The sequence below is a fragment of the Pseudomonas sp. HY2-MNA-CIBAN-0224 genome, assembly GCF_040310285.1.
In the GTDB taxonomy this organism is placed as follows: domain Bacteria; phylum Pseudomonadota; class Gammaproteobacteria; order Pseudomonadales; family Pseudomonadaceae; genus Aquipseudomonas; species Aquipseudomonas helleri.
Genome location: NZ_JBEOPQ010000036.1, coordinates 22,795 through 43,743, shown reverse-complemented (window position 1 = coordinate 43,743; position 20,949 = coordinate 22,795). Strand labels below are relative to the sequence as shown.

The window sequence follows — 20,949 nt, the reverse complement described above, 5'->3', positions numbered from 1 at the left end:
GCTTGATCGGTGCGGGCGAAACGCAGCGTCGGCTCGCCGCGAGTGATAACCTGCTGCCACTTTTTGGCCCATGAAGGGCTCAGTAAAGACCGCATATCTTCAACACAACGGACATTGAACGGGTCAACTTGATGAACAAACCATTAGGCGTACTGGTCGGCATTGTTGTAATCGCAGGGGTTTTGAACACGGCTGGCGCCTGGTACACCGGCACCAAAATCGAAGGCGAACTCAAAACCTCGATCGCAGAAGCCAACAAAGAAATGGCCGCTCAACTGGCCGGCTCCGCGACCCACGGCAGCATCGAACTGGTGTCCATTGAGACCCACCTCTACAGCAGCACCGCGCACTATCGCCTGACCCTTCAGGATGATGCCGAAGGTTCTGACCCGCAGCCGGTTGAGCTGTTGTTTGTCGATCACATCGAGCACGGCCCCTTGCCGTGGTCGCGCATCAAGACCTTCAAGTGGGCTCCGGTCATGGCGGTCAGCAACTACGCCCTTGAGAAAACCCCCTTCACCGAAAAATGGTTTGCAGCCACCAAGGACCAGGCGCCTCTTATCGGCCAGGTCACCTTGGGCTACGGTCGTTCGGTGGACGGGCAACTGGAGTTGCTGCCCTTCGACCTCACGCTGGACGATAAAACCCGCATCAGTTTCTCGGGCCTGAACCTCAGCGCCCAAACCGATGAAGGCGCCCAGCACCTCAAAGCCAAAGGCTACATGGACTACCTCAAGCTCCTGGCCACGCCTTCCGATACCCCACCGGTATCGATCGAGCTGAGCGGGCTGACCCTGGCCAGCGACCTGAACAAAAGCACCTACGGTTTCTACCTCGGTCAGAACGTGCTGGAACTGAGCGAGGCGCAACTGACCTCCGGCGCGGCCCAGTCTGTGCTCAAGGTCAAAAACTTTGAATACACCGGTTCCGCCTCGGCCAAAGACCGCCTGATGTCCGGGCGCCTGACCTACAGCCTGGGTGACGTCACGTTCAACGACAAGCCCGTGGGCAGCGCAGAAATGGTCATGTCTGCCAGCAACCTGGACATTCCAGCGATGCAGTCGCTGTTGCAGATCTACCAGACCAAGTTCCAGCCACAAGCCGACGGCACCCTGCCCAAGGTGCAACTGACTCCGGCCGAAGACACCCAAGTGCAAGCCGATGTCAGCACGCTGCTGGCGGCCAAGCCGAATCTGGCGCTGGAAAAACTCAACATCAAAACCACCAATGGCGAGAGCCAACTGAGCATCGCGACCAGTCTGGCGCAGCCCGCTTCGTTCGAGCTACCGCCGCTCGATGTGGTGAAGCAAATGCTGACCTCGCTGGATGCCAAACTGCAGCTGTCCAAGCCGATGATTGCTGACTTGGCGAGCGTTCAGGCGCAATTGGCCGGGCAGACCGACCCGAAACAAATCGCTCAGGTCGCCAACATGACCAGCGAACTGGCGGGCGTCATGGCGGTGCAAACCGGGCTGGCGAACGTTGAGGGCAACAACATCCTGGCGTCGCTCAACTATGCCGCCGGTGTGGTGAATTTCAACGGGGAGAAAATGAGCCTCGAAGACTTCGTCACCCTCATGGGCACCCGCTTTGGCGGTGTAGCGCCTCAGTAAACGCAGTCGCTGCCACAGGCTGCGAAGGGCTTGGCCCTTTCGCAGCCTGTTTGCACTCAGTACGCCATCGACCAGGTCAAGGTGTACGTCCGACCCCGCCCTTGGTAGTCATACAGGTACTCCGGGCCGTAAGTCGGTGAGTAGAACAACGCGGCACGCTGGCCCCAGACCGTGCTGTATTCCTTGTCCAGCAGGTTCTGGATACCGGCGCTAAAGGTGCCGAATGCTGTCTCTTGGCTGCCCATCAAATCGAACGTGGTGTAACCGCTGATTTTGTGATCAGAATCGTCCTTGAGCGTGAAGGCGTGGTTGCCCTGCAAGCGAACATTACGACCGTCCCCATGCCAGCCCACGAACGCCGTTGATTTGGACAACGACGCGTAACGGGCATCGCGCTTCATCCAGTCGCCATCGGCGTCTTCCTCTTCGGAACGCACCAAGTGCAACGTGCCGCCCGCATCCCAGCCGTTGTTGAAGTGACGGGTCAGCGCACCTTCGAAACCAAAGTCGCGGCTCTTTTTATCCACCACATCAATGGTCAGCGTCGCGCTGTCGGTGGTGATGACTTTGTCAGACCAGATGTAATACACCGCTGCCTGCGCGTCCCAGTCCACATCGGCAAAACGCCAGCCGGTTTCGACCTGACGGCTCTTGATCCCGGCCAGCGGGTTGTCTTTAACGCTCAGGCCCGCCTTGCCGTAGTACTTGGCCGGGTCCGGCAGGTCAAAACCTTCGCTGTAGTTGATCCAGGTCTGGTGGCCGTTCTTGAAGTCATAAATGGCGCCCAGGTTGAACAGGTTGACCGCGTAATCGTTGCTGCCACCCGGGATGCCTTTGAACACCCCCACGTCCACATCCATTTGCTGGCGGCGTGCACCACCGGACAACGTCAGGGCGTCGGTGAGTTTCCAGTCCGCCTGGGCATACACCGAGTGGCCGTCGACGCGGTAGCTCGGGTAACGCGGGGCTTTGCTTTGGGTGTCCAGATCCAGCCCGCCGCTCTCGGAAGAAATGGCCGAATTGAACACGCTTTGCGTGGCGTTAAAGCGCTCACGGTCCAGGTCCACGCCATAGGTCAGCTTCACGCTGTCCCATTGTTTGGCGAACAGCGCCTTGAGGCTGGTGACTTCAAAATTCTGTTGCGACGCGGCGAAGTAAACGCCGTTGACGCCTTGGGGTTTGCCCGCGTTGTAATACGGGAACGGGAAGAAATTGTTGTCTTCCTTGCGGTATGAGCCCTGCAAGTAGAAGTCCTGGCCCAGCAGGTCACTGTGGTGATAGTTGGCGTTAAACAGCAGGCGCTTGGAGCGTGGCTCAAGGTCGGTGTGGTAGCCGCTGCGGATCTCGGCATCTTCCAGATTGGACGGTGCCTTGTCGTGCAGGTTGGGGAAGTAAAGCCCGGTGTTGCCGTTGTTGCCCGAGTCGTAATACTGCGCCAGCAGGTCGAGGTCTTGCACGTCATCGAGCTTGATCGCCAGGCTGCCCATCAGGTCCAGCGTGCGGTTGTACTGCAAGTCCGTCTGGGTGTTGTCGATAAAGATCTGGTCGCCTTTACCGTCGTAAAACGCTTTGTTCTGCTCGCCGGAAATCCCCAGGCGGCCGTACACCCGATCGGTCCCGCCGCTCACCGATTGCGAGATGCGGCTCGACAGGTCATCGCTCTTGTTGAAGCCGCTGGTGCCCGACACTTCGGTTTCAAACTGGGCCGGGCCGGGCGCGCCTTTTTTGGTCACGATATTGATGATCCCGCCCGTGGCGGCGCCGCCGTATAACGCGCTGGCGCCCGACAACACTTCAACCCGCTCCACGTTAAACGGCGAGATGCTGTCGAACTGCCGCGACAGGCCGCGCGAGCTGTTCTGGCTAACACCGTCGATCATCACCAAAACGTTGCGCCCGCGCATGTTCTGGCCGTAATTGCTGCGGCCTTCGGGGGCCAGATCCATGCCGGGCACCAACTTGCCAATGGCTTCTTTGAGGGTGACGCCGGTGTCCAGTTGCTCTTGCAGTTGCACCTGATCCACCACCCAAACCGTACCGGGAATTTCACTGATGGCGGTGCTGGTGCGCGCGCCCACACTGACTTCCAGCGCCTTGAGTTGCAGCCCTTTTGCCGCCGTGTCCGGCTTGCGCACAATCACCGTGCGCGCGTCGCTGAACTGCCAGTTCAGGCCGCTGCCTGCCAACAGGGTTTGCAGCGCCTGTTCAATGCTCATCTGGCCGTCCAGCGCAGGGCTGTGCAGCCCGGCCACTTCGGCAGAGGTGAACAACAGGTGCAAGTCAGCCTGATCCGCAAACTGCGTCAGCGCCTGGTCGAGGTCTTGGGCCGGGACGGCAACGTTGACCTGGCGGGTGCTCACCGAGGCGTTGGGCGCTGTTGCCGGTGCCGCGTGCGCGGTGGCGTGGAACGTGCCCGCCAGGCTTGCCAGCAACGTGGTGGCCATCAGCGTTTGACGCAGTCGTTGTTCGGTGGGGCGTGCGCCGCGCGGCTGTTTGATGGGCTGGACCATTGCGGTGTTAATCCTTGTCTGGGTTTTTATATCGCTAATGAGAACGGATTCGCTCTTGGTCTTAGTACGACGATATGCCCGACAGGATCTTGCAGTGCCCGCGTGAAATTATTTTCAGTGCACCCACGCCACAAACGGCAAATAGGTGATGTTGAGCCCGTAACGCTGCTCAAGGGTGTGCAGCAGATTGTGCGGATCATTGAGGTCAAACACCCCGCTGATCTGCATCGCGCCCAAGTCAGTGTCCGGCAGCACAATGCGCCCGTACTGGTAACGCTCCAGCTCGCTGAGCACTTCCTGCAACGGCTTGCGGTTGAAAATCAGTTTGCCGCGATGCCACGCCGTCAGCGCATTGGCATCCACCTGCTGGCGCTCGGCAACGGGCTGGCCAGCGTGATACAGCGCTTGCTGATTGGGGCGCAGCTCCAGAGTCTGGGCCTGATGTTCAACCTGCGCCGCGCCGTTGGCCACCAGCACGCGGGTCTGATCGGCGTCACGGCGCACACTGAACGTCGCCTCCTTGGCCTGCACCCGGTCCTGACCGGCCTCAACTACAAAGGGCCGGGCCGGATCGTTCGCCAGTTCAAACAGCGCTTCACCTTTGCGCAGCGTGATGGTGCGCTGGCTGGCGGTGAAATCCACGGACAACGCCGTGGCGCTGTTCAGCGTCACCCGCGTGCCGTCGCTCAACAGCCATTGCTGGCGCTGACCGACCCCGGTGTGATGGGTGTCAGACCAACGCGGCACGTACTCCAGGCCGCCGTAGCCCAACACGGCCATGACCAGCCCCGCTGCCAGCCCGCTGGCCCAGCGAAACGCGCGGCGACGCGGGCGCGTGCGGTGTTGCTCGGCAGTGGCGGTCAGGCCGATATCGGCCCACAGCGCTTCGGCCTCGCGGGCGGCGGTCTGGTGGGCGGGGCTGAGGTGCTGCCAGCGTTGGTAGTCCAGGCGCTGACGAGCGCTGGCGTCGCCAGAATGCAGCAGCGTTTGCCACTCAATGGCTTGATCGTCGAGGTCGTCAGAGGAGGGCGTTGAAGGCATTGCGGCGGGCTCAGGCATGATTGTGTTTGAGCCAGTCACGGCAATGGCGCAACGCCTGGCCGATGTATTTTGCCACCATACTCGGCGACACGCCCAGTTCTGCCGCGATCTGCGCTTGGGTCATGCCATCGATACGGCTCAGCAACAACGCTTTGCGGGCATTGGGCGAGAGCTGTTGCAGGGCTTCATCCAAAATGCCGATACGCTCTTTGGCCAGCAATAAACCTTCTGGCGGCAACCCCGGGTCGGCGATGTCGATGGACGGCGGCTCGGCGCTCAGGTTGCGGGTCTGGCGCTGATCAACCCGCAGCGCATCAATGGCCAGATTGCCCGCCACCTTGAAAATAAAGTGCCGATCATTCAGCACCGTGACCGTATCAGGGTCGATCTTCGCCAGCTTGATCCAGGTTTCCTGTGCGACATCCGCCGCCCGATGCCGATCACGCAGGCGCCGCGTCAGGAACGACAACAGATCGTCGTAATGCTCCTGAAAGCTGGCCAGCAACGTTGAAGGGGAGGGCGAAGGCATGAACGGAAAGCCCAGACGAGAAAGGGTCATAAATGAGAAGCCGTATCATTCACGATTGCGCCCGCCAACGCAACGCCCAACCCACCGGCCCCCCTGTAGGAGCGAGCTCGCCTCGCGATCTCTTGATCTGGCTTTTGCCCCTAAGAGCTCCCTTACCCGTAATAGCCTCTTGCCTCCAACTGCGCAAATGATAAAGAATATCAACCTCATTTAAATCGAGCAGCGCAGGCACCATGGCCTCTGAAACCGAACTGGAGCGATGGTATGCCGAGTGCGCGCCGCGTCTGCGGCGCTTTCTGCTATTAAAAACACGGCAGCCCGAACTGGCGGACGACCTCACCCAAGAGTGTTTTGCCCGCCTGGCCATGCGCGAGAGTGAAGAGCGCCTGCAAGAACCCATGGCGTTCCTGTTTACCATGGCCAGCCGTCTGGTCATTGACCATCGGCGCAGCCATCAACAGACCCGCACCGACAGCGTCCCCCTGGAAACCCTGCACGACGTCGTCGACCCGATGCCCGGCCCGGACATGCGCGCCCAGGCCCAGCAAGACATGCAACGCCTGTTGCAGGCGATGGCCGCGCTGCCCCTGCGCACGCGTCAGGTGTTCCAGCTGTGTCGGTTCGAAGGCATGAGTTATCAACAGGCTGCCGAGCATTTGGCGATTTCCACCAGCTCCGTGCAGAAGCATCTGGCCATGGCCGTCAGCTTCGTCGCGCAAAAAATGGAGCATCGCGGATGAAAACCCTGCACCGTATGCGTGTTTATTTACCGGATATGGCCGCCTTGCCCGTCATATTCCCTATACGCCCAAAAAAGAGAACATCCTGTGATGACGCCTGACGCCACTGCTGAGCGAATCCGCCAGCAGGCCGCTGACTGGGCCGTACGCCAACGCATGGAGCGGCTGGATGCGCAACAAATGGACGCGCTGGAGCGTTGGCTGGACGCCGACCCGGCCCATGCCGATGCTCTGGCCGACGCTGAAATGCTCTGGGAGATGGCCGAAACCCTGCGCGCCAACCCGCTGTTTGCCACCCCCGTCCCCGTGGCGCGGGCCACCCGTGTACGGCGTTTTCTGCGCGGTTTGTTCACGTGGGAGCCGCGGATGCCTGTGCGCTGGGCGGGCGTTGCTGGCGTGCTGCTGGTGGTGATGCTGGCCGCAAACAGCCGCGACACCCTGGCCCCATTGATGGCCGATTACAACACCGGCACTGGCGAAGTTCGCACCTTGACCCTCGAAGATGGCAGCCAAGTGCTGCTCGGCTCGCGCAGCGCCCTGGACGTCAACTACGACGGCCATGAGCGCCGCGTGCGGCTGATCCAGGGCGAGGCATTGTTCAGCCCGGCGCCGCGTCAGGGCGAAGAAAAGCGTGCGTTCGTCGTCGAAGCCTCCGGCGGCCGAACCCAAGCAGTGGGCACGCGCTTTCTGGTGCAACGACAAGACAGCGACAACGCCTGGGTCGGCGTGCTGCAACACAGCGTCAACGTCAGTCTGCAACAGCCCCAGAGCGAGCTGACGCTGAGTGAAGGCCAGGCCGCCCGCTATCAACGCGGCCAGGGCATCGTCGCCCTCAACGACGACCCGACACAGCGCGCCGACTGGGCGCAGGGCGTGCTGATCTTTCGCAATGTGCCCCTCGATCAGGTGCTGCAACGCTTCTCGGACTTTCGCCCCGGCGTGCTCAAGCTGGTCGCCAGCGAGCAGGCGCACACCCCGGTCAGCGGCTTGTTCCACCTCGACAACCTCGATGCCGCCATCCGTACCCTGGCGGCCGAACGCCAGCTCCAAGTCGCCCAACTGGCCGGCGTGACCGTGCTGTATTAAGCCCCGACCACGGGCTGGAAATTATTTTTACCTAGGGTGTGCGACCATCCGTCAATGCTAATGCAGATGCAATTCATTAGCATTCAAGGAGTGGTTAAGGATGAACGTAGAACGACCGATCCCCAGTCGTCTGGGACGGGCTATAGGCATGGCCATCATGCTGCTTGGCGCGGTATCGACAGGCCAGGTGGCCGCTCAGCAAAGCACGGCAACGGGGGCGCCGGGCAAGGTGGCCACGCTCGACAGCGTTCGTCCGTTCAACGTGCCCGCTCAGCCACTGGACACCGCCATCTACGCCTTGGCCGCTCAAGCCGGGATCGATCTGCTGGTCGGCGACGCACAGCTGCAAGGCCGCACGGGCCACGCCGTGCAGGGTAACTACAGCATCGCCGCGGCCCTGAGCCAGTTGCTCGACGGCAGCGGCATCCGCTTCGAACACAATCAGGCCCAAGGCAGCAAACGCCCGTCCGTGCAGTTGTTCCAATTGCCGGTGCACGAAGGCAATGTGCTGAGCTTGTCGGCCACCCAAGTCAACGCCGCGCACCCTGGGGACTGGGTCTACCAGGCGCCGCGTTCGGTCAACGTGGTCAGCCGCGAACAACTGGACCGCAACCCGCCGCGCCATGCCGCCGACATGCTCGAAGAAACCACCGGCGTGTACTCGGCGGTCAGTCAGCAAGACCCCGGTTTGTCCGTCAACATTCGCGGCATTCAGGACTATGGCCGGGTCAACATGTCGGTCGACGGCATGCGCCAGAACTATCAACAAAGCGGCCACCAGCAACGCAACGGCACGCTGTATGTTGACCCCGATTTGCTCTCCCAGGTCGTGATTGAAAAGGGCGCCACCTCCACCATGGGCGGCGCGGGCGTGATTGGCGGTATTGCCAACTTCCGCACCCTCGAAGCGTCAGACCTGCTCACCGATGGCAAAGAAATCGGCGGCCGTATCCGCGCTACCACAGGCCTGGGCGGGCTGGGCAATGGCACCCACTTTATCGGCAGCTCGGCCTTTGCCATCGGCGGCGAAGTCTGGGACATGCTGGTGGCCGCGAGCGAGCGCCATCTGGGCGACTATGACCCCGGCACCAAAGGCTCCATCGGCGAGCTGCGCACAGGCTCTGCCGCCCACCCGGAAAACGCCACCCGGCTCAAAAACTCCCCGGTGGAATACTCAGGCTCGGTGATGCGCTCACGCCTGATCAAACTCGGCCTCAACCTGCCACAAGACCAGCGCTTGCAACTCAGCTACCTGGTGACCAACGTCAACTACACCGACGCCAACATGATGAACGTCGAGAAGGCCGACCTCTGGGACAAACTCGGCAGCAACAGCGTCAGGGCGCAGAACCTGGCGCTGGACTACAGCTACACGCCGGACAACCCGCTGATCGACTTCAAGGCCAAGGTCTACCACGTCGACAACCGCAACCAGCAGAGCACCCTGGCGCGCGGTATCAGCCCTGCCTACAAGGTCACCTACCAGACCGACACCTACGGCCTGCAAGCGCAGAACACCTCGCTGTTTGCACTGGGTGAACGCTCGATCATCAAAGCCAACTACGGGCTGGAGTTCTTCTACGACAAAGTGCGGCCCAACTCGACCCAAACCGTGGCTGAAGGCGCCGTGCTCGATACCCCGGACTCAGAAAACATGACACCCAAGGGCGATCGTGGCGTGGCCAGCCTGTTCACGCGTCTGGATTACGACTACGACGACTGGTTCAACGTGAACGCGGGCTTGCGCTACGACCGTTACCGGCTGCGCGGCAAGACCGGCCTTGAAACCCGCACATTCGTGATTGGGACCACCAAACAGATCGGTGAGTCGGTGCACTACGACGTAGACGAAGAGCAAGGCCGCTTCTCGCCCACCTTCGGCCTGTCGGTCAAACCGGGCCTGGACTGGATGCAACTGTTCGCCACTTACGGCAAGGGCTGGCGCCCACCGGCCGTGACCGAAACCCTGATCAGCGGGCGGCCCCATGGCGGGGGCGCAGAATTCACCTACCCCAACCCGTTCCTCAAGCCAGAGACCTCGACCACTTGGGAAGTGGGCGTCAACGTCTTCAAAGACAGCCTGTTCCTGGACGGCGACCGCATAGGCGCCAAAGTGTCGTACTTTGACACCCGGGTCGACGACTTCATCTTCATGAACATGGCCTTGCAAAAGCCGGGTTATGGCATGGCCAGCCTGGGCAACAGTGCCTACGTCAACAACCTCAAAGAAACCCGCTTCAAGGGCATTGAGTACCAGTTGGACTACGACGCGGGCCGCGCCTATGGCCAGTTCAACTACACGCACATGATCGGCACCAACGACTACTGCAGCAAAACCGCCTGGCTGGGCGGCGTCACCAAAATCGTCAAAAAACCCGGCAGCCGTCAGCCAGTAGACGCCATGGTCCCTGATGACATCGCCAACGGCTCCTCGCATTGCGGCGCCATCCTCGGTTCCGCCGAGCACATGCCGATGGACCGCGGCACCCTCACCCTGGGCGCGCGCTTCTTCGAGCGCAAACTGGATATCGGGGCCCGCGCCCGCTACAGCGGGGGCTACTCCATCGCCGGCGGGCCGGAAGTGACCGTCTCCCAGGGCGGCGTCTACCCGGCAGACTGGAAGCCCTACACCGTCTACGACCTGTACGGCAGCTACCGGGTCAACGACCAGTTGAACCTGCGTGTGGCCATGGAAAACGTCACCGACCGCGCCTACCTCGTCCCGCTGGGCGACGTACTGGCCTTCACCCTGGGCCGTGGGCGAACCCTGCAAGGCAGCGTCGAATACCAGTTCTAATCTTCACCCCTCCCCCTGCAGGAGCGAGCTCGCCTCGCGATCTTTTGATCGTAAAAAAGCTCGCTCCTGCACCGCTTCAGCGCCGCGCCGATATCTGCTGCGGGGCCAAAAAGGCGTCGTGGAAGTACGTACGAAACGCCTGCATCGCCGGGCTCAAGTCGCGCTCGCGATGCCACGCCAACCCCACGCTCATGGGCGTCACGGCGTCGGTGACGGTCACGGTTTCAATGCGTTTGCCTTCCAGTGACCATGGCCGGTGCACCAGGTCCGACAGGATCGCCACGCCGCTGCCATTGGCAACCATGCTGCGCACCGCTTCAACAGAACTGGTGCGCACCCGCACGTTGGGTTGTTGGTGGCTCTGCTCCCAATAGCGCATCGCACTTTGTTCTGCTTCATCCACGGTGAGCAAAATGTAGGGCTCTTTGGCGACGTCGGCCAAGCTCACAGCCGAACGCTCGCACAGCGGGTGATGGCTGGGCAGCCACAACCGGCGCTCAGAGTTGAAGAGTGTTTCGGAGATTATGTCCGGGTGCGTCAGGTTCGCCGTCAGCACCACCGCCATGTCGAAACGGCCTTCCAGCAACCCTTGCTCGATCGCCGTGCGCTCTTGTTCATGGACTTCGATGGTGACGTCCGGGTGCCAGTGTTCAAGGCGCTGCAAATGGTGCGGCAAAAAATAACCAATCACCGTGTAGCTCGCCGCCAAGCGCAACACGCCGCTGGCGCGGATGTCCGGCAGCGGGCTGTTCAAAGCGTCATCCACGCTGCGCAAAATCACGTAGGCCCGGTTCAGAAAATGCCGCCCGGCCTCGGTCAAGGTCATGCCCTGAACCGAGCGCTGGAATAGCAACGTGCCGACAGTGCTTTCCAGCTCCTTGATCGCTGTGGTCACCGCCGACTGGGAAATATTCAAATAAATCGCCGCCTGGGAGATTTGCCCAATCTCGGCGGTGGCGACGAAATAGCGGACTTGGCGCAGGGTCAGTGACATGGGCACTCCATAGGACATCTATCTGTTTTTCAGAAGGCATCCTATCTATTAATAGATCTTTCCACGGGGTTGGCAGCACTCTAACGTAGTTTGCATGCAGTCATCAGCACCAGGAGCAGCACCCATGCACACCGTAGATTTCAACTCCGACATGGGCGAGGGCTTCGGCCCGTGGACCATCGGCGATGGCGTCGACACCGAACTGATGGCCTTCATCAGCTCGGCCAATATCGCCACCGGTTTTCATGCCGGTGACCCGAGCACCATGCGCCGCACCATCGAGCAAGCCAAGCGTCTGGGCGTGGCCATTGGCGCGCACCCGGGCTTTCGCGACCTGGTCGGTTTTGGCCGTCGCCACATCAATGCCCCGGCCCAGGAACTGGTCGACGACATCCTCTACCAACTCGGCGCCCTGCGTGAGCTGGCGCGTGTTCAAGGCGTTGCGCTGCAACACATCAAGCCCCACGGCGCGCTCTACATGCACCTGGCCCGCGATGAAGAAGCGGCGCGCTTGCTGGTCGAGAACCTGCAACGTCTGGAGCCGGAGCTACTGCTGTTTTGCATGCCGGGTTCGGTGATCTGCGGCATCGCGCAAGCGCTGGGCCAGCCGGTGGTTCGCGAGTTCTATGCCGACCGCGAATACGACCTCAGCGGCTCCATCGTGTTTACCCGCAATGTGCGTGCTTACGACCCGGCCCACGTTGCCGAGCGTGCGTTGCGTGCCTGTCAGGAGGGCGTGGTGCGCACCGTCGAAGGCGAAGACCTGGCCATCGAGTTCGACTCCATCTGCTTGCACAGCGACACGCCGGGCGCGCTCGCTTTGGCCCAAGCGGTGCGCGGTGCGCTGGACGGTGCCGGGCTCAAGGTGCGCGCTCCGCGTTAATCCCTGAACACCTGGCGCCAGAAACCAGGGTTTACGCATCGATTTATTTTTTGCCTGCCTTTCTACAACTATTCCAAGAGGAACAGACATGGCCGAACACACCGTCATCACCCCATTGCCGGGCACGTTCTACCGCAAAGCTTCACCGGACTCGGACAACTTTGTTGAAGTGGGCGCGCAGGTCACTGCCGACACGGTCATTGGCTTGATTGAAGTCATGAAGCAGTTTTCTGAATTGACCGCCGGGGCAGCCGGTCGGGTCAGCGCCTTCCTGGTTGAAGACGGCGACCCGATCGAGCCGGGCCAGGTCATTGCAACGCTCGACCACGAGTAAGGGCGTGACCATGACCCAAGGCATTCATAAATTACTGATCGCCAACCGTGGCGAGATCGCCGTGCGGATTATTCGCGCCGCCCAGGTGTTGGGGATTCCCACCGTAGCCGCGTGCAGCGAAGCCGACGTCGACTCCCAAGCCGCGCGCATGGCCGATGAAGTCCACATCCTCGGCCCGGCCCGCGCCGATAAAAGCTACCTGAACATCGAGGCCTTGATCGGCGCGCTGAAAGCCACCGGCGCCAACGCGGTGCATCCGGGTTATGGCTTCTTGTCCGAGAACGCCGACTTCGCCGAAGCCGTGCTCGCCGCCGGGGCGATTTTTGTCGGCCCGAGCCCCGATACCATCCGCCGCATGGGTGACAAAGCCGAGGCCCGCCGCACCGCGCAGGCCGCTGGCGTGCCCGTGGTGCCGGGCTCTGCGGATGAGCTGTTCGACGTTGAGTCCGCGCTCAAGGCCGCTGAGTCCGTGGGCTATCCCTTGCTGATCAAAGCATCGGCCGGTGGTGGCGGGCGCGGGATTCGCCTGGCACAAAGCGCCCAGCAACTGAGCGAAGAATTCCCGCGCGCCCAGCGTGAAGCGCAGACCGCGTTCGGCAACGGCGCGGTGTATTTGGAGCGCTTTATCGGCAAGGCGCGGCACATCGAAGTCCAGGTGCTGGGCGACGGTCAGCGCGCCGTGCATCTGTTTGAGCGCGAGTGCTCGTTGCAGCGCCGTCGGCAAAAAGTCTTCGAAGAAGCGCCATCACCGGTCCTCACTCAGCAACAGCGCGAAACCCTCTGCGACAGCGCCGTACGCTTGGCCGAGTCGCTGGGCTACAAGGGCGCTGGCACGCTGGAATACCTGTACGACGATGAGACAGGCGAGTTCTTCTTTATCGAGATGAACACGCGGATTCAGGTCGAACACCCGGTCAGTGAATTGATCACCGGCATCGACCTGGTCCAGGCCATGTTGCGCATTGCCGCTGGCGAGCCGTTGGGCTTGCAGCAAAGCGACATCCGCCTCAATGGCGCCGCCGTGCAAATGCGCCTGAATGCCGAAGACCCGGCGCGCAATTTCTTCCCCAGCCCCGGCGTGGTCGAGGCGTTGGTCTGGCCGCAGGGCGAGGGCGTTCGTGTCGACACGCACCTGTATCAAGGCTACCGCGTGCCGCCATACTACGACTCGTTGCTGGCCAAACTGATTGTGCACGGCGCTGACCGTTCGCAAGCCTTGGCCCGGGCATCAAACGCGGTAGAGCAGACTCAATTGACCGGCATGGCCAGCACCTTGTCGCTGCATGGCCAGTTGTTGAAACAGCCGTGGTTGCACAGCGCGGACTTCAACACCGGCACCTTGGAAACCTGGTTGGTCGAGCACTCTGGTGGAGGTGACGCATGAATACCCCAATCCGCTACAGCTTCGGCGCGGACGAGCATTTGTTTGCCGAAGTCAGCGACAGCATGTCCCTCGAAGCCTTCTTCAAAGGCATGGCCGTTACCCGCGCCGTGGAGCACATGGCCCTCGATGGCGTGCTTGATGTGTGCCTGGCCAACGCCTCATTCCAGATCCGTTTTGACCCGGACCGCATCGCCCCTCAAACGCTGCTCGACGCCGTAAAAAGCGCCGAAGCGGGGGCCGTCGCCGAGCGCTCGTTGCACACCCGCATCATCGAAATTCCGGTGCTCTACAACGACCCGTGGACCCACGAAACCCTGATGCGTTTTCGCGATCGCCACCAAGACCCGAGCGCCACGGACCTGGAATACGCCGCCCGCATCAATGGCCTGGCCGATGTCGAGGCCTTCATCGAAGCCCACAGTGGCGCGCCATGGTTTGTCTCGATGGTCGGCTTTGTTGCCGGGTTGCCGTTCATGTTCCAGATGGTGGAGCGCGAGCGGCAATTGCAGGTGCCCAAATACCTGCGGCCGCGCACCGACACGCCCAAATTGACCCTCGGTCACGGCGGTTGTTTTGGCTGCATTTACTCGGTACGCGGCGCGGGCGGCTACCAAATGTTTGGCGTTACCCCGGCGCCTATTTACGACCCGCAGCAGAACCTTGCCTACCTCAAGGAGCACATGGTGTTCTTCCGCCCTGGTGACATCGTGCAATTCAAACCGATGAGCCGCGAAGACTACGACCACGCCGTGGCCGAGGTCGACGCCGGGCGTTTCGATTTGCGGATCCGGCCGGTGGATTTCTCGCTGGACGCGTTTCTGGCCGACCCGGTTGGCTATCCACAGTCTTTGTCGCAGGTGCTGGCATGATCAAAGTACTCAAACCCGGACTCGCCACCTCGGTTCAAGACTTGGGCCGCGAAGGCTACTACCACTTGGGCATCCCGCCATCCGGCGCGCTCGACCAATACGCCTTGAGCGCCGCCAACCAATTAGTGGGCAACCCGGCCGGTGCTGCTGCGCTGGAATGCACGCTGCTGGGGCCGGAACTCGAGTTCCAGCAAGACGCGCTGGTCGCGGTCAGCGGCGCCCACATGACCCCCCGCCTCGACGGTGTAGAAATGCACCCCGACACCGCGTTCTCGGTGAAGGCCGGGCAAGTGCTGCGCTTTGACTTTCCGAAAGCGGGCGCCCGCATGTACCTGGCGGTGGCGGGTGGCATCGACGTACCCATCGTGCTCGGCAGCCGCTCCACCTATGCCCTTGGCGGGTTGGGCGGCTTCAACGGTCGGCGGTTGGTGGCGGGCGACGAACTGCCCGTGGGCATTGCCAGCGGCAAAGGCCGCGCGGGTGCCAGCTTGCCCATGGCCTTGCGCCAGGCCATCGGTGGCGAAATCACCCTGCGGGTCGTCCCGGGCCTGTACTACGAGCGCCTCAGCGAAGCCGCCGCGCAAAGCTTCTTCGCCGAACCCTGGACCGTCGGCTCCGAGGCCGATCGCATTGGCTACCGCTTCAAGGGCGGCAGCGCCTTGAGCTTCCAGCCGCGCGAGCAACCGTTTGGCGCCGGTTCCGACCCGTCCAACATCGTCGACAGCTGCTACCCGATTGGCTCGATCCAGGTCCCTGCCGGGCTCGAACCCATCGTTTTGCACCGCGACGCCGTCTCGGGTGGCGGCTACGCCATGATCGGCACCGTCATCAGCGCCGACCTCGACTTGATCGGCCAAATGCAACCCAACCAAAAGGCCCGCTTCGTCAGCGTCACCCTCGACCAAGCCCTCGAAGCCCGGCGTTCTTACAAGAAAAAACTCACCTGCCTGAGCAAACTATTCACCTAACCCCTCACCGCGTAGGAGCTGCCGAAGGCTGCGATCTTTTGACCTTCAAAAGATCGCGAGCAAGCTCGCTCCTACACAGTGTTTTAACTGTTGCACGTCAGGTACAGATCAAGATTGCTCGGAAGCTCAAAAGAGCAGTATTTCTGAAGCTCTGAGATTTGTTTCTCAGTCAGAAGATAGTCATAGAGACAATCATCATCTTCACTCCAGCCCATTATCAACGTGAGTTCAGGCAGCGATAATTCCAGCTCTCTATCAAAGGATGCAAAGTCTTCATTTCTTGCCACACCCATAAGTACGTGCTTCATGGCTCAATGGTCCTGGTTGGGTCGGCTGGCTTATTCTGAGTTCCCGTTAAATGATTGAACTCGCCTAAATGTTTTCCGCGCTTATTGTATTTTTCAACCGCTCCATGCTGGAAATCCCACTCAAAAATGGAGCGGCGCACGGTATCGGCATCAAAATTCGGCAGAAATCAGCTTGATCGGCATTGTCTGTAGGCAGGCAGACTTAGGCCTGAAGGATTTTTACAGCGCGCAGTTTGAGAGGCGGGCACAGAAAAGCGCCCGCTCCTACGTGAAGTGCGGCAATGGATGGCTTCTTGGTTTTAAAGGCAGGCGTACTGTGTGCCGTCACTGAAATAAACAGTGGTCGGGCTTGAGAATCCGAGGAAGAATAGCGACCTTAACGCCGCCCATCCCAATGATAGATGGCGTTTTTTGTGTGCCAGTTTGCTGTGTTATGGCGGCTGTGCGCGGGAGGCCTTTGTGCCTGCCGGGGTTCCTATGCTCCCGATTCTCAGCCCGCGTACGGCTGCCACCTTTAGCCTGAGAACCAATGGTGGTAGCTCTGAATCCCATAGGAGCTTCAAAAATGACCACCTCTTCCCCGATCAAAACCCTTGGCGTCGTGACCTTCGGCCCTTGCGGCGCAGACGACCATCAGTTGTTTCGTGTAAACCCGGATATCCCGTTGCGCCAAGCGCTGGAACAGGTGTCGGCCTTACTGTTCTGCGCCAAAAAGCTGGCCCTTGATGCTGCCTTGGAACACGACGGCGAACGCCATGCCTGGGCTTCGCACTACCTGTGCGACATGGGCAAAGCCGTCATCGACGACCTGTGCCTGCACGACCTCTAACCCACCCCACCAATCTGTAGGAGCGAGCTTGCTCGCGATCTTTTGATCTTTAAAAAGATCGCGAGGCAAACCAATTGGAAGTTATACATTCACAGTGAGCTGAAAATCATAAGCCGATGTATCGAAGTTTTCGTTCACGAGCTTTCCTAGCGCTACTAATTGGTCTGCTCTGAGGTCGTAGCCTTCCCAACCTTGCTGTTCAGTTGTCCACTCCATAATGGCTTTCACCTGTTCGTCATGTATCGCAGGGATAACAAATTCAAAAACCAGTAATTCAGTCGTTTTATCGAAGGCTTCGATTACATATTTCATGGCTCAATTCTCCTGTTGGTATCAGCACTTTTAGTTTGCTCTCCAGTCTTCGGATCAAACTCGCCAAGGTGTCGACCTCGTTTGTCGTACATTTCTACAGCGCCATGCTGCAGATCCCACTCAAGGATTTTTCCTGAATCAATCGTCCAGCGTTTGCGTTTTGCTCCTCCGCCTCTAACTGATGTCTTACGCTTCGCAACTTTGGCATCTGGATAAGCGGGCAAAGCATTGGGCGCTGGGTGATACCCATGCCCCGGCACATTCAACACAACATAAAGTGGCGCCACACCCGAGTCAGCCGGGAACACCAAAATGAAGTCTTTGTAGTCCGGTGGATAAATCGGATTAACGATCAGCGCGTCAGCGGCTTTTGTCGGCGGGTAGATCCATATCTGCGGAGTGTGCGGCGCGCCTTTCAGCGGTGGAATCCCGAGCGTGTCCTGAGGATTTATCGCGGGCGTCCAGATCAACTCTACGCCGCCACCAAAGTCCGCCACCTGCTGCGAACCACGCGGGGTGAACTGGATGACGTCGATCATTTCCCATTCGGGTGTTGAGCCGGTGTAAAAGCCCTAGCCCTTGAGCGATCCATCTGCCTGTTGCTCAACCTGCAAGCGCATACGGGTGCGGGCTTGCTTGAGTGAGCGCAGTTGGTCTTCGGTGTACAGGGCGCTGTCAGCCAGTGAAGACGGCCATAAAAAGGCGAGCACGCCCAACAACGTGCTGGCAATCATCGTTCCACCAACGGCGGCAACGCCTCCAGTGGCTGTCGTTCCAGTGGCGGTGCCGCTCAAGGCCAGACCACCGATCCCCGCCGGTACCGCGCCACTGATTAAGGCCAGTGGCACTAACCCGGAACTGTCGGTCTGGGCCCCACCCAAAATCGCAAAATTGCCGTAGTCACTCAGGCTATCAACCGGCACGAAACCTGCCGGGTCTGTGTAGTTGATAACGGCATCGGGCAGCTTGCTGCACTTGGCGAACACACAGCCCCGCCGCTCAGGTTTCTGTTGGCTTTGCTGAGCGGCCGCTTCAGTTTGGCGGCGCGCCATGTAGGCCTCTTGCCGGGCCTGAATGGCCTCGTAGGCCTTGATCCCGGCGTCACGCTCTTTGAGTTCGGCCGGGGTCATGTCATCAAAATACGAAGCGCCTTGGCCGCCATCGCCACCCACCCGCCTTAGTGTTTGCGTCACACCTTGCTTGCTGCTCATAGGACGCCTTCCAGTAGGAGAGCGGCGCACGGTATCGGCATCAAAATGCAGCCGAAATCAGCTTGATCGGCACTATTTGTAGGCAGACAGACTTGGGCCTGAAGGATTTTTACAGCGTGCAGTTTGAGAGGCGGGCACAGAAAAGCGCACCCTCCTACGTGAAGTGCAGCAATGGATGGCTTCTTGGCGTTGAGGGCAGGGGTACTGTGCACCGTCACTGAAATAAACAGTGGTCGGGCCTGGAAACCCGGGTAACAATAATCGCCTTAACGCCCATCTAACTTCGATTGCTGGCGTTTGTATGCGTTATGGCGGCTATGCGCGGGAGGTCTTCAGGCCTGCCGGGTTCCTATTGTCCCGGTTTTCCAGCCCGCGTATGGCTGTCACCTTTTGCCTGGAAACAAAAATGACAGCTCTTAATTACTTTAGGAGCAAGATCAATGACCACCTCTTCCCCGATCAAAACCCTTGGTGTCGTTACCTTCGGCCCTTGCGGCGCAGACGACCATCAGCTGTTTCGTGTAAACCCGGATATCCCGTTGCGCCAAGCGCTGGAACAGGTGTCGGCCTTACTGTTCTGCGCCAAAAAGCTGGCCCTTGATGCTGCCTTGGAACACGACGGCGAACGCCATGCCTGGGCCTCGCACTACCTGTGCGACATGGGCAAAGCCGTCATCGACGACCTGTGCCTGCACGACCTCTAACCCACCCCACCAATCTGTAGGAGCGAGCTTGCTCGCGATCTTTTGATCTTCCCAAAGATCGCGAGGCTCACGCCTACAGATGAACAGCACTAAATCGACTATCCTCGCAGCCTCAGCAAGCGCGCAGCGGCATAAAGGAAGTCCCCATGGCATTTGATTTGAGCAACACCTTGGTCGTCGGAATTTCCGCTACCGCGCTGTTCGACATGAGCGAATCTGACCAAATGTTCAAGGAAGGCCTCGAAACCGACCCTGAGAGCGCGATCCCCAACTACCGCCGCTACATGCAAGAGCGTGAAAACGAACTGCTGAAGCCCGGCACGGGGTACTACCTGGTCAAAGCCCTGCTGGACCTGAACCGGCATCGCAAAAGCGACGACCAAGCGCCGCTGGTCGAAGTAGTGGTCATGTCCCGCAATAGCCCGGACACCGGCATCCGCGTGCTCAAAACCATTCGTCATGACCAATTGGCAATCACCCGTTCGGCCTTCACCGGCGGCGAGTCAGTGGCTGATTACATCGACGCCTTCGATGTGGACCTGTTTTTGACCACCAACGTCGAAGATGCCCAAAAGGTCATCGATTCCAGACAATGCGCCGCAGCGATCCTCACCGCACCCCCGGCCAACGCCCCGCAAATCCCCGAAGGCCAAGTGCGCATCGCCTTCGACGGCGACGCCGTCCTGTTCTCCGACGCCAGCGAACTGGTCTACAAAACCAAAGGTTTGGTCGCCTTCCAGGCGCAAGAAGATGCGCTGCAACACACCCCCATGGAAGAAGGGCCCTACGCCAGCCTGTTAAAAAAACTGGCCAGCCTGCAAGAACGCCTGCCCACCGGCAGCAAAGACTCCCCCATCCGAATCGCCATCGTGACTGCGCGCAATTCCCCCTCAGAAATGCGCGTCATCAACACCCTGCGCGCCTGGGGCGTCTACGTCGACGAAGCTTTCTTCCTCGGCGGCGTCGGCAAAGCCAAAGTACTCACAGCCTTCAACCCGCACATCTTCTTCGACGATCAAGACATCCACCTGGAAGCCGCCGCCACCCTGGTGCCTTCCGGCAAAGTACCGTACCTGACACGCACAAACGTACTGGAGCTACCGGCTCCGGCTGACAAGGAAGGGGATGTGTTGGAAGTGGCCGATTCGGGGGATGAGTCGGCTGAGCCGTAGCTCAAAAGATCGCAGCCTGCAGCGGCTTCTACGCAGGTTTTCTAGCAAGCACTAACTATGCGTAGATATCCAAGCATGGCATGCCTCATTCGTACCCCATCCCTAACGCTTGGGCTTGGGCTTGGGCGGCCAGTTCATCCATGGCATCACGGCTGGTACGGTCGCGCTGTTCTTTGTAGGCCATCAGATCTGTGAACTTGATTCTGCGATGCCTTCCGGTTTTGGTGTGGGGCAATACGCCGTTATCCAGCAGTTTTACCAAGTGAGGACGTGAAACGTTGAGCATGTCTGCGCCTTCTTGGGTTGTCAGTTCTGCATGAATCGGCACGACCTTCACGGCGTTACCCAGTGCGAGTTCGCTTAAAATTTCACCCAGCAAGCGAAGGGCGAATGTGGGCAATTCTACGACTTCGCGCTGCTGCGATTCGTCAACTAACTCAATACGTTGTGTTTCAAGTTTTGAGGTGAGGAAGGCGGCTAACTGACGGCTAGACGCCGCGGCCGCAGCAATTTCCTTCTCATCAGGGAGAAGGGTGCGTGTGAGGTCGACGGTGGTCATGGCTATCTCCAAAAGTGTTCATTGAGCTGCTTTTATGGCTGCCGATAAGCAGCCAATAAAAACTGTATATTCGAAATAAACGAAAAACGCAATAAACGAAACGGCG

At 60.0% G+C, this 20,949-nt stretch carries 19 protein-coding genes and 2 pseudogenes; 12 read left to right on the top strand and 9 right to left on the bottom strand.

Annotated features, from left to right (window positions below; all coding sequences use genetic code 11):
* Positions 1 to 131 precede the first annotated feature (131 nt).
* The gene (locus AAEZ03_RS16560; protein WP_350580060.1) at positions 132 to 1,613 is read left to right on the top strand and encodes a YdgA family protein; all 1,482 of its coding nucleotides are present in this window, start codon (positions 132 to 134) and stop codon (positions 1,611 to 1,613) included.
* A gap of 56 nt (positions 1,614 to 1,669) precedes the next feature.
* Here AAEZ03_RS16560 and AAEZ03_RS16555 read toward each other — a convergent pair whose 3' ends face one another.
* From AAEZ03_RS16555 to AAEZ03_RS16545, 3 genes are all read right to left on the bottom strand, one after another.
* Complete coding sequence (locus tag AAEZ03_RS16555) at positions 1,670 to 4,123, bottom strand: TonB-dependent receptor (RefSeq protein WP_350580057.1); 2,454 nt, start codon at positions 4,121 to 4,123, stop codon at positions 1,670 to 1,672.
* A 114-nt stretch (positions 4,124 to 4,237) separates the two neighbouring features.
* Positions 4,238 to 5,164 (bottom strand): FecR family protein, encoded by a 927-nt coding sequence (locus tag AAEZ03_RS16550; protein WP_123750941.1) that lies wholly within the window; start codon positions 5,162 to 5,164, stop codon positions 4,238 to 4,240.
* 10 nt (positions 5,165 to 5,174) lie between these two features.
* The gene (locus tag AAEZ03_RS16545; RefSeq protein WP_350580054.1) at positions 5,175 to 5,723 is read right to left on the bottom strand and encodes an RNA polymerase sigma factor; all 549 of its coding nucleotides are present in this window, start codon (positions 5,721 to 5,723) and stop codon (positions 5,175 to 5,177) included.
* Between the two features lie 203 nt (positions 5,724 to 5,926).
* On the opposite strand from AAEZ03_RS16545, the gene AAEZ03_RS16540 reads away from it, so the two are divergent.
* The 3 genes from AAEZ03_RS16540 (at position 5,927) to AAEZ03_RS16530 (ending at position 10,316) form a co-directional block, all read left to right on the top strand.
* Complete coding sequence (locus tag AAEZ03_RS16540; RefSeq protein WP_153333731.1) at positions 5,927 to 6,433, top strand: RNA polymerase sigma factor; 507 nt, start codon at positions 5,927 to 5,929, stop codon at positions 6,431 to 6,433.
* A gap of 90 nt (positions 6,434 to 6,523) precedes the next feature.
* On the top strand, positions 6,524 to 7,519 hold the full coding sequence (locus AAEZ03_RS16535; protein WP_350580080.1) for a FecR family protein: 996 nt from the start codon (positions 6,524 to 6,526) through the stop codon (positions 7,517 to 7,519).
* 100 nt (positions 7,520 to 7,619) lie between these two features.
* The gene (locus tag AAEZ03_RS16530) at positions 7,620 to 10,316 is read left to right on the top strand and encodes a TonB-dependent receptor (RefSeq protein ID WP_262126074.1); all 2,697 of its coding nucleotides are present in this window, start codon (positions 7,620 to 7,622) and stop codon (positions 10,314 to 10,316) included.
* 76 nt (positions 10,317 to 10,392) lie between these two features.
* On the opposite strand, the gene AAEZ03_RS16525 is transcribed toward AAEZ03_RS16530, so the two are convergent.
* Positions 10,393 to 11,310 carry a LysR family transcriptional regulator gene (locus AAEZ03_RS16525; RefSeq protein ID WP_262126075.1) on the bottom strand — a complete coding sequence of 306 codons (918 nt, stop codon included), beginning with the start codon at positions 11,308 to 11,310 and terminating at the stop codon, positions 10,393 to 10,395.
* Between the two features lie 124 nt (positions 11,311 to 11,434).
* On the opposite strand from AAEZ03_RS16525, the gene AAEZ03_RS16520 reads away from it, so the two are divergent.
* From AAEZ03_RS16520 to AAEZ03_RS16500, 5 genes are all read left to right on the top strand, one after another.
* Entirely contained in the window at positions 11,435 to 12,193 is a 759-nt protein-coding gene (locus tag AAEZ03_RS16520; RefSeq protein WP_350580049.1) for a 5-oxoprolinase subunit PxpA, read from the top strand.
* Between the two features lie 88 nt (positions 12,194 to 12,281).
* Positions 12,282 to 12,527 carry an acetyl-CoA carboxylase gene (locus AAEZ03_RS16515; RefSeq protein WP_048366929.1) on the top strand — a complete coding sequence of 82 codons (246 nt, stop codon included), beginning with the start codon at positions 12,282 to 12,284 and terminating at the stop codon, positions 12,525 to 12,527.
* 10 nt (positions 12,528 to 12,537) lie between these two features.
* The gene (locus AAEZ03_RS16510; protein WP_350580078.1) at positions 12,538 to 13,911 is read left to right on the top strand and encodes an acetyl-CoA carboxylase biotin carboxylase subunit; all 1,374 of its coding nucleotides are present in this window, start codon (positions 12,538 to 12,540) and stop codon (positions 13,909 to 13,911) included.
* Positions 13,908 to 14,780 carry a 5-oxoprolinase subunit B family protein gene (locus AAEZ03_RS16505; RefSeq protein ID WP_350580046.1) on the top strand — a complete coding sequence of 291 codons (873 nt, stop codon included), beginning with the start codon at positions 13,908 to 13,910 and terminating at the stop codon, positions 14,778 to 14,780. The genes AAEZ03_RS16510 and AAEZ03_RS16505 overlap by 4 nt, the downstream gene beginning before the upstream one ends.
* Positions 14,777 to 15,748 (top strand): 5-oxoprolinase subunit C family protein, encoded by a 972-nt coding sequence (locus AAEZ03_RS16500; protein ID WP_123750946.1) that lies wholly within the window; start codon positions 14,777 to 14,779, stop codon positions 15,746 to 15,748. Before AAEZ03_RS16505 ends, AAEZ03_RS16500 begins: the two co-directional genes overlap by 4 nt.
* Before the next feature lie 83 nt (positions 15,749 to 15,831).
* On the opposite strand, the gene AAEZ03_RS16495 is transcribed toward AAEZ03_RS16500, so the two are convergent.
* Entirely contained in the window at positions 15,832 to 16,056 is a 225-nt protein-coding gene (locus tag AAEZ03_RS16495) for a DUF7683 domain-containing protein (RefSeq protein ID WP_350580043.1), read from the bottom strand.
* Positions 16,053 to 16,184 (bottom strand): annotated as a pseudogene (locus AAEZ03_RS16490) (colicin E3/pyocin S6 family cytotoxin); the annotation flags it as partial. The pseudogene AAEZ03_RS16490 and the gene AAEZ03_RS16495, both read right to left, overlap by 4 nt.
* A 437-nt stretch (positions 16,185 to 16,621) precedes the next feature.
* Here AAEZ03_RS16490 and AAEZ03_RS16485 point away from each other — a divergent pair.
* Positions 16,622 to 16,885: a DUF3077 domain-containing protein gene (locus AAEZ03_RS16485; protein ID WP_048390979.1), complete on the top strand. Its 264-nt coding sequence runs from the start codon at positions 16,622 to 16,624 to the stop codon at positions 16,883 to 16,885.
* Between the two features lie 81 nt (positions 16,886 to 16,966).
* On the opposite strand, the gene AAEZ03_RS16480 is transcribed toward AAEZ03_RS16485, so the two are convergent.
* Both AAEZ03_RS16480 and AAEZ03_RS16475 read right to left on the bottom strand, forming a co-directional pair.
* On the bottom strand, positions 16,967 to 17,197 hold the full coding sequence (locus AAEZ03_RS16480) for a DUF7683 domain-containing protein (RefSeq protein WP_350580040.1): 231 nt from the start codon (positions 17,195 to 17,197) through the stop codon (positions 16,967 to 16,969).
* A pseudogene (locus tag AAEZ03_RS16475) lies at positions 17,194 to 18,408 on the bottom strand (colicin E3/pyocin S6 family cytotoxin). The gene AAEZ03_RS16480 and the pseudogene AAEZ03_RS16475 overlap by 4 nt, the downstream one beginning before the upstream one ends.
* A gap of 440 nt (positions 18,409 to 18,848) precedes the next feature.
* On the opposite strand from AAEZ03_RS16475, the gene AAEZ03_RS16470 reads away from it, so the two are divergent.
* Entirely contained in the window at positions 18,849 to 19,112 is a 264-nt protein-coding gene (locus AAEZ03_RS16470; RefSeq protein ID WP_048390979.1) for a DUF3077 domain-containing protein, read from the top strand.
* A gap of 146 nt (positions 19,113 to 19,258) precedes the next feature.
* On the top strand, positions 19,259 to 20,284 hold the full coding sequence (locus AAEZ03_RS16465) for a 5'-nucleotidase (protein WP_278939864.1): 1,026 nt from the start codon (positions 19,259 to 19,261) through the stop codon (positions 20,282 to 20,284).
* A gap of 85 nt (positions 20,285 to 20,369) precedes the next feature.
* Here the strand turns inward: AAEZ03_RS16465 and AAEZ03_RS16460 are convergent, their stop codons facing one another.
* Complete coding sequence (locus tag AAEZ03_RS16460; RefSeq protein WP_350580036.1) at positions 20,370 to 20,843, bottom strand: helix-turn-helix domain-containing protein; 474 nt, start codon at positions 20,841 to 20,843, stop codon at positions 20,370 to 20,372.
* Between the last annotated feature and the right edge of the window lie 106 nt (positions 20,844 to 20,949).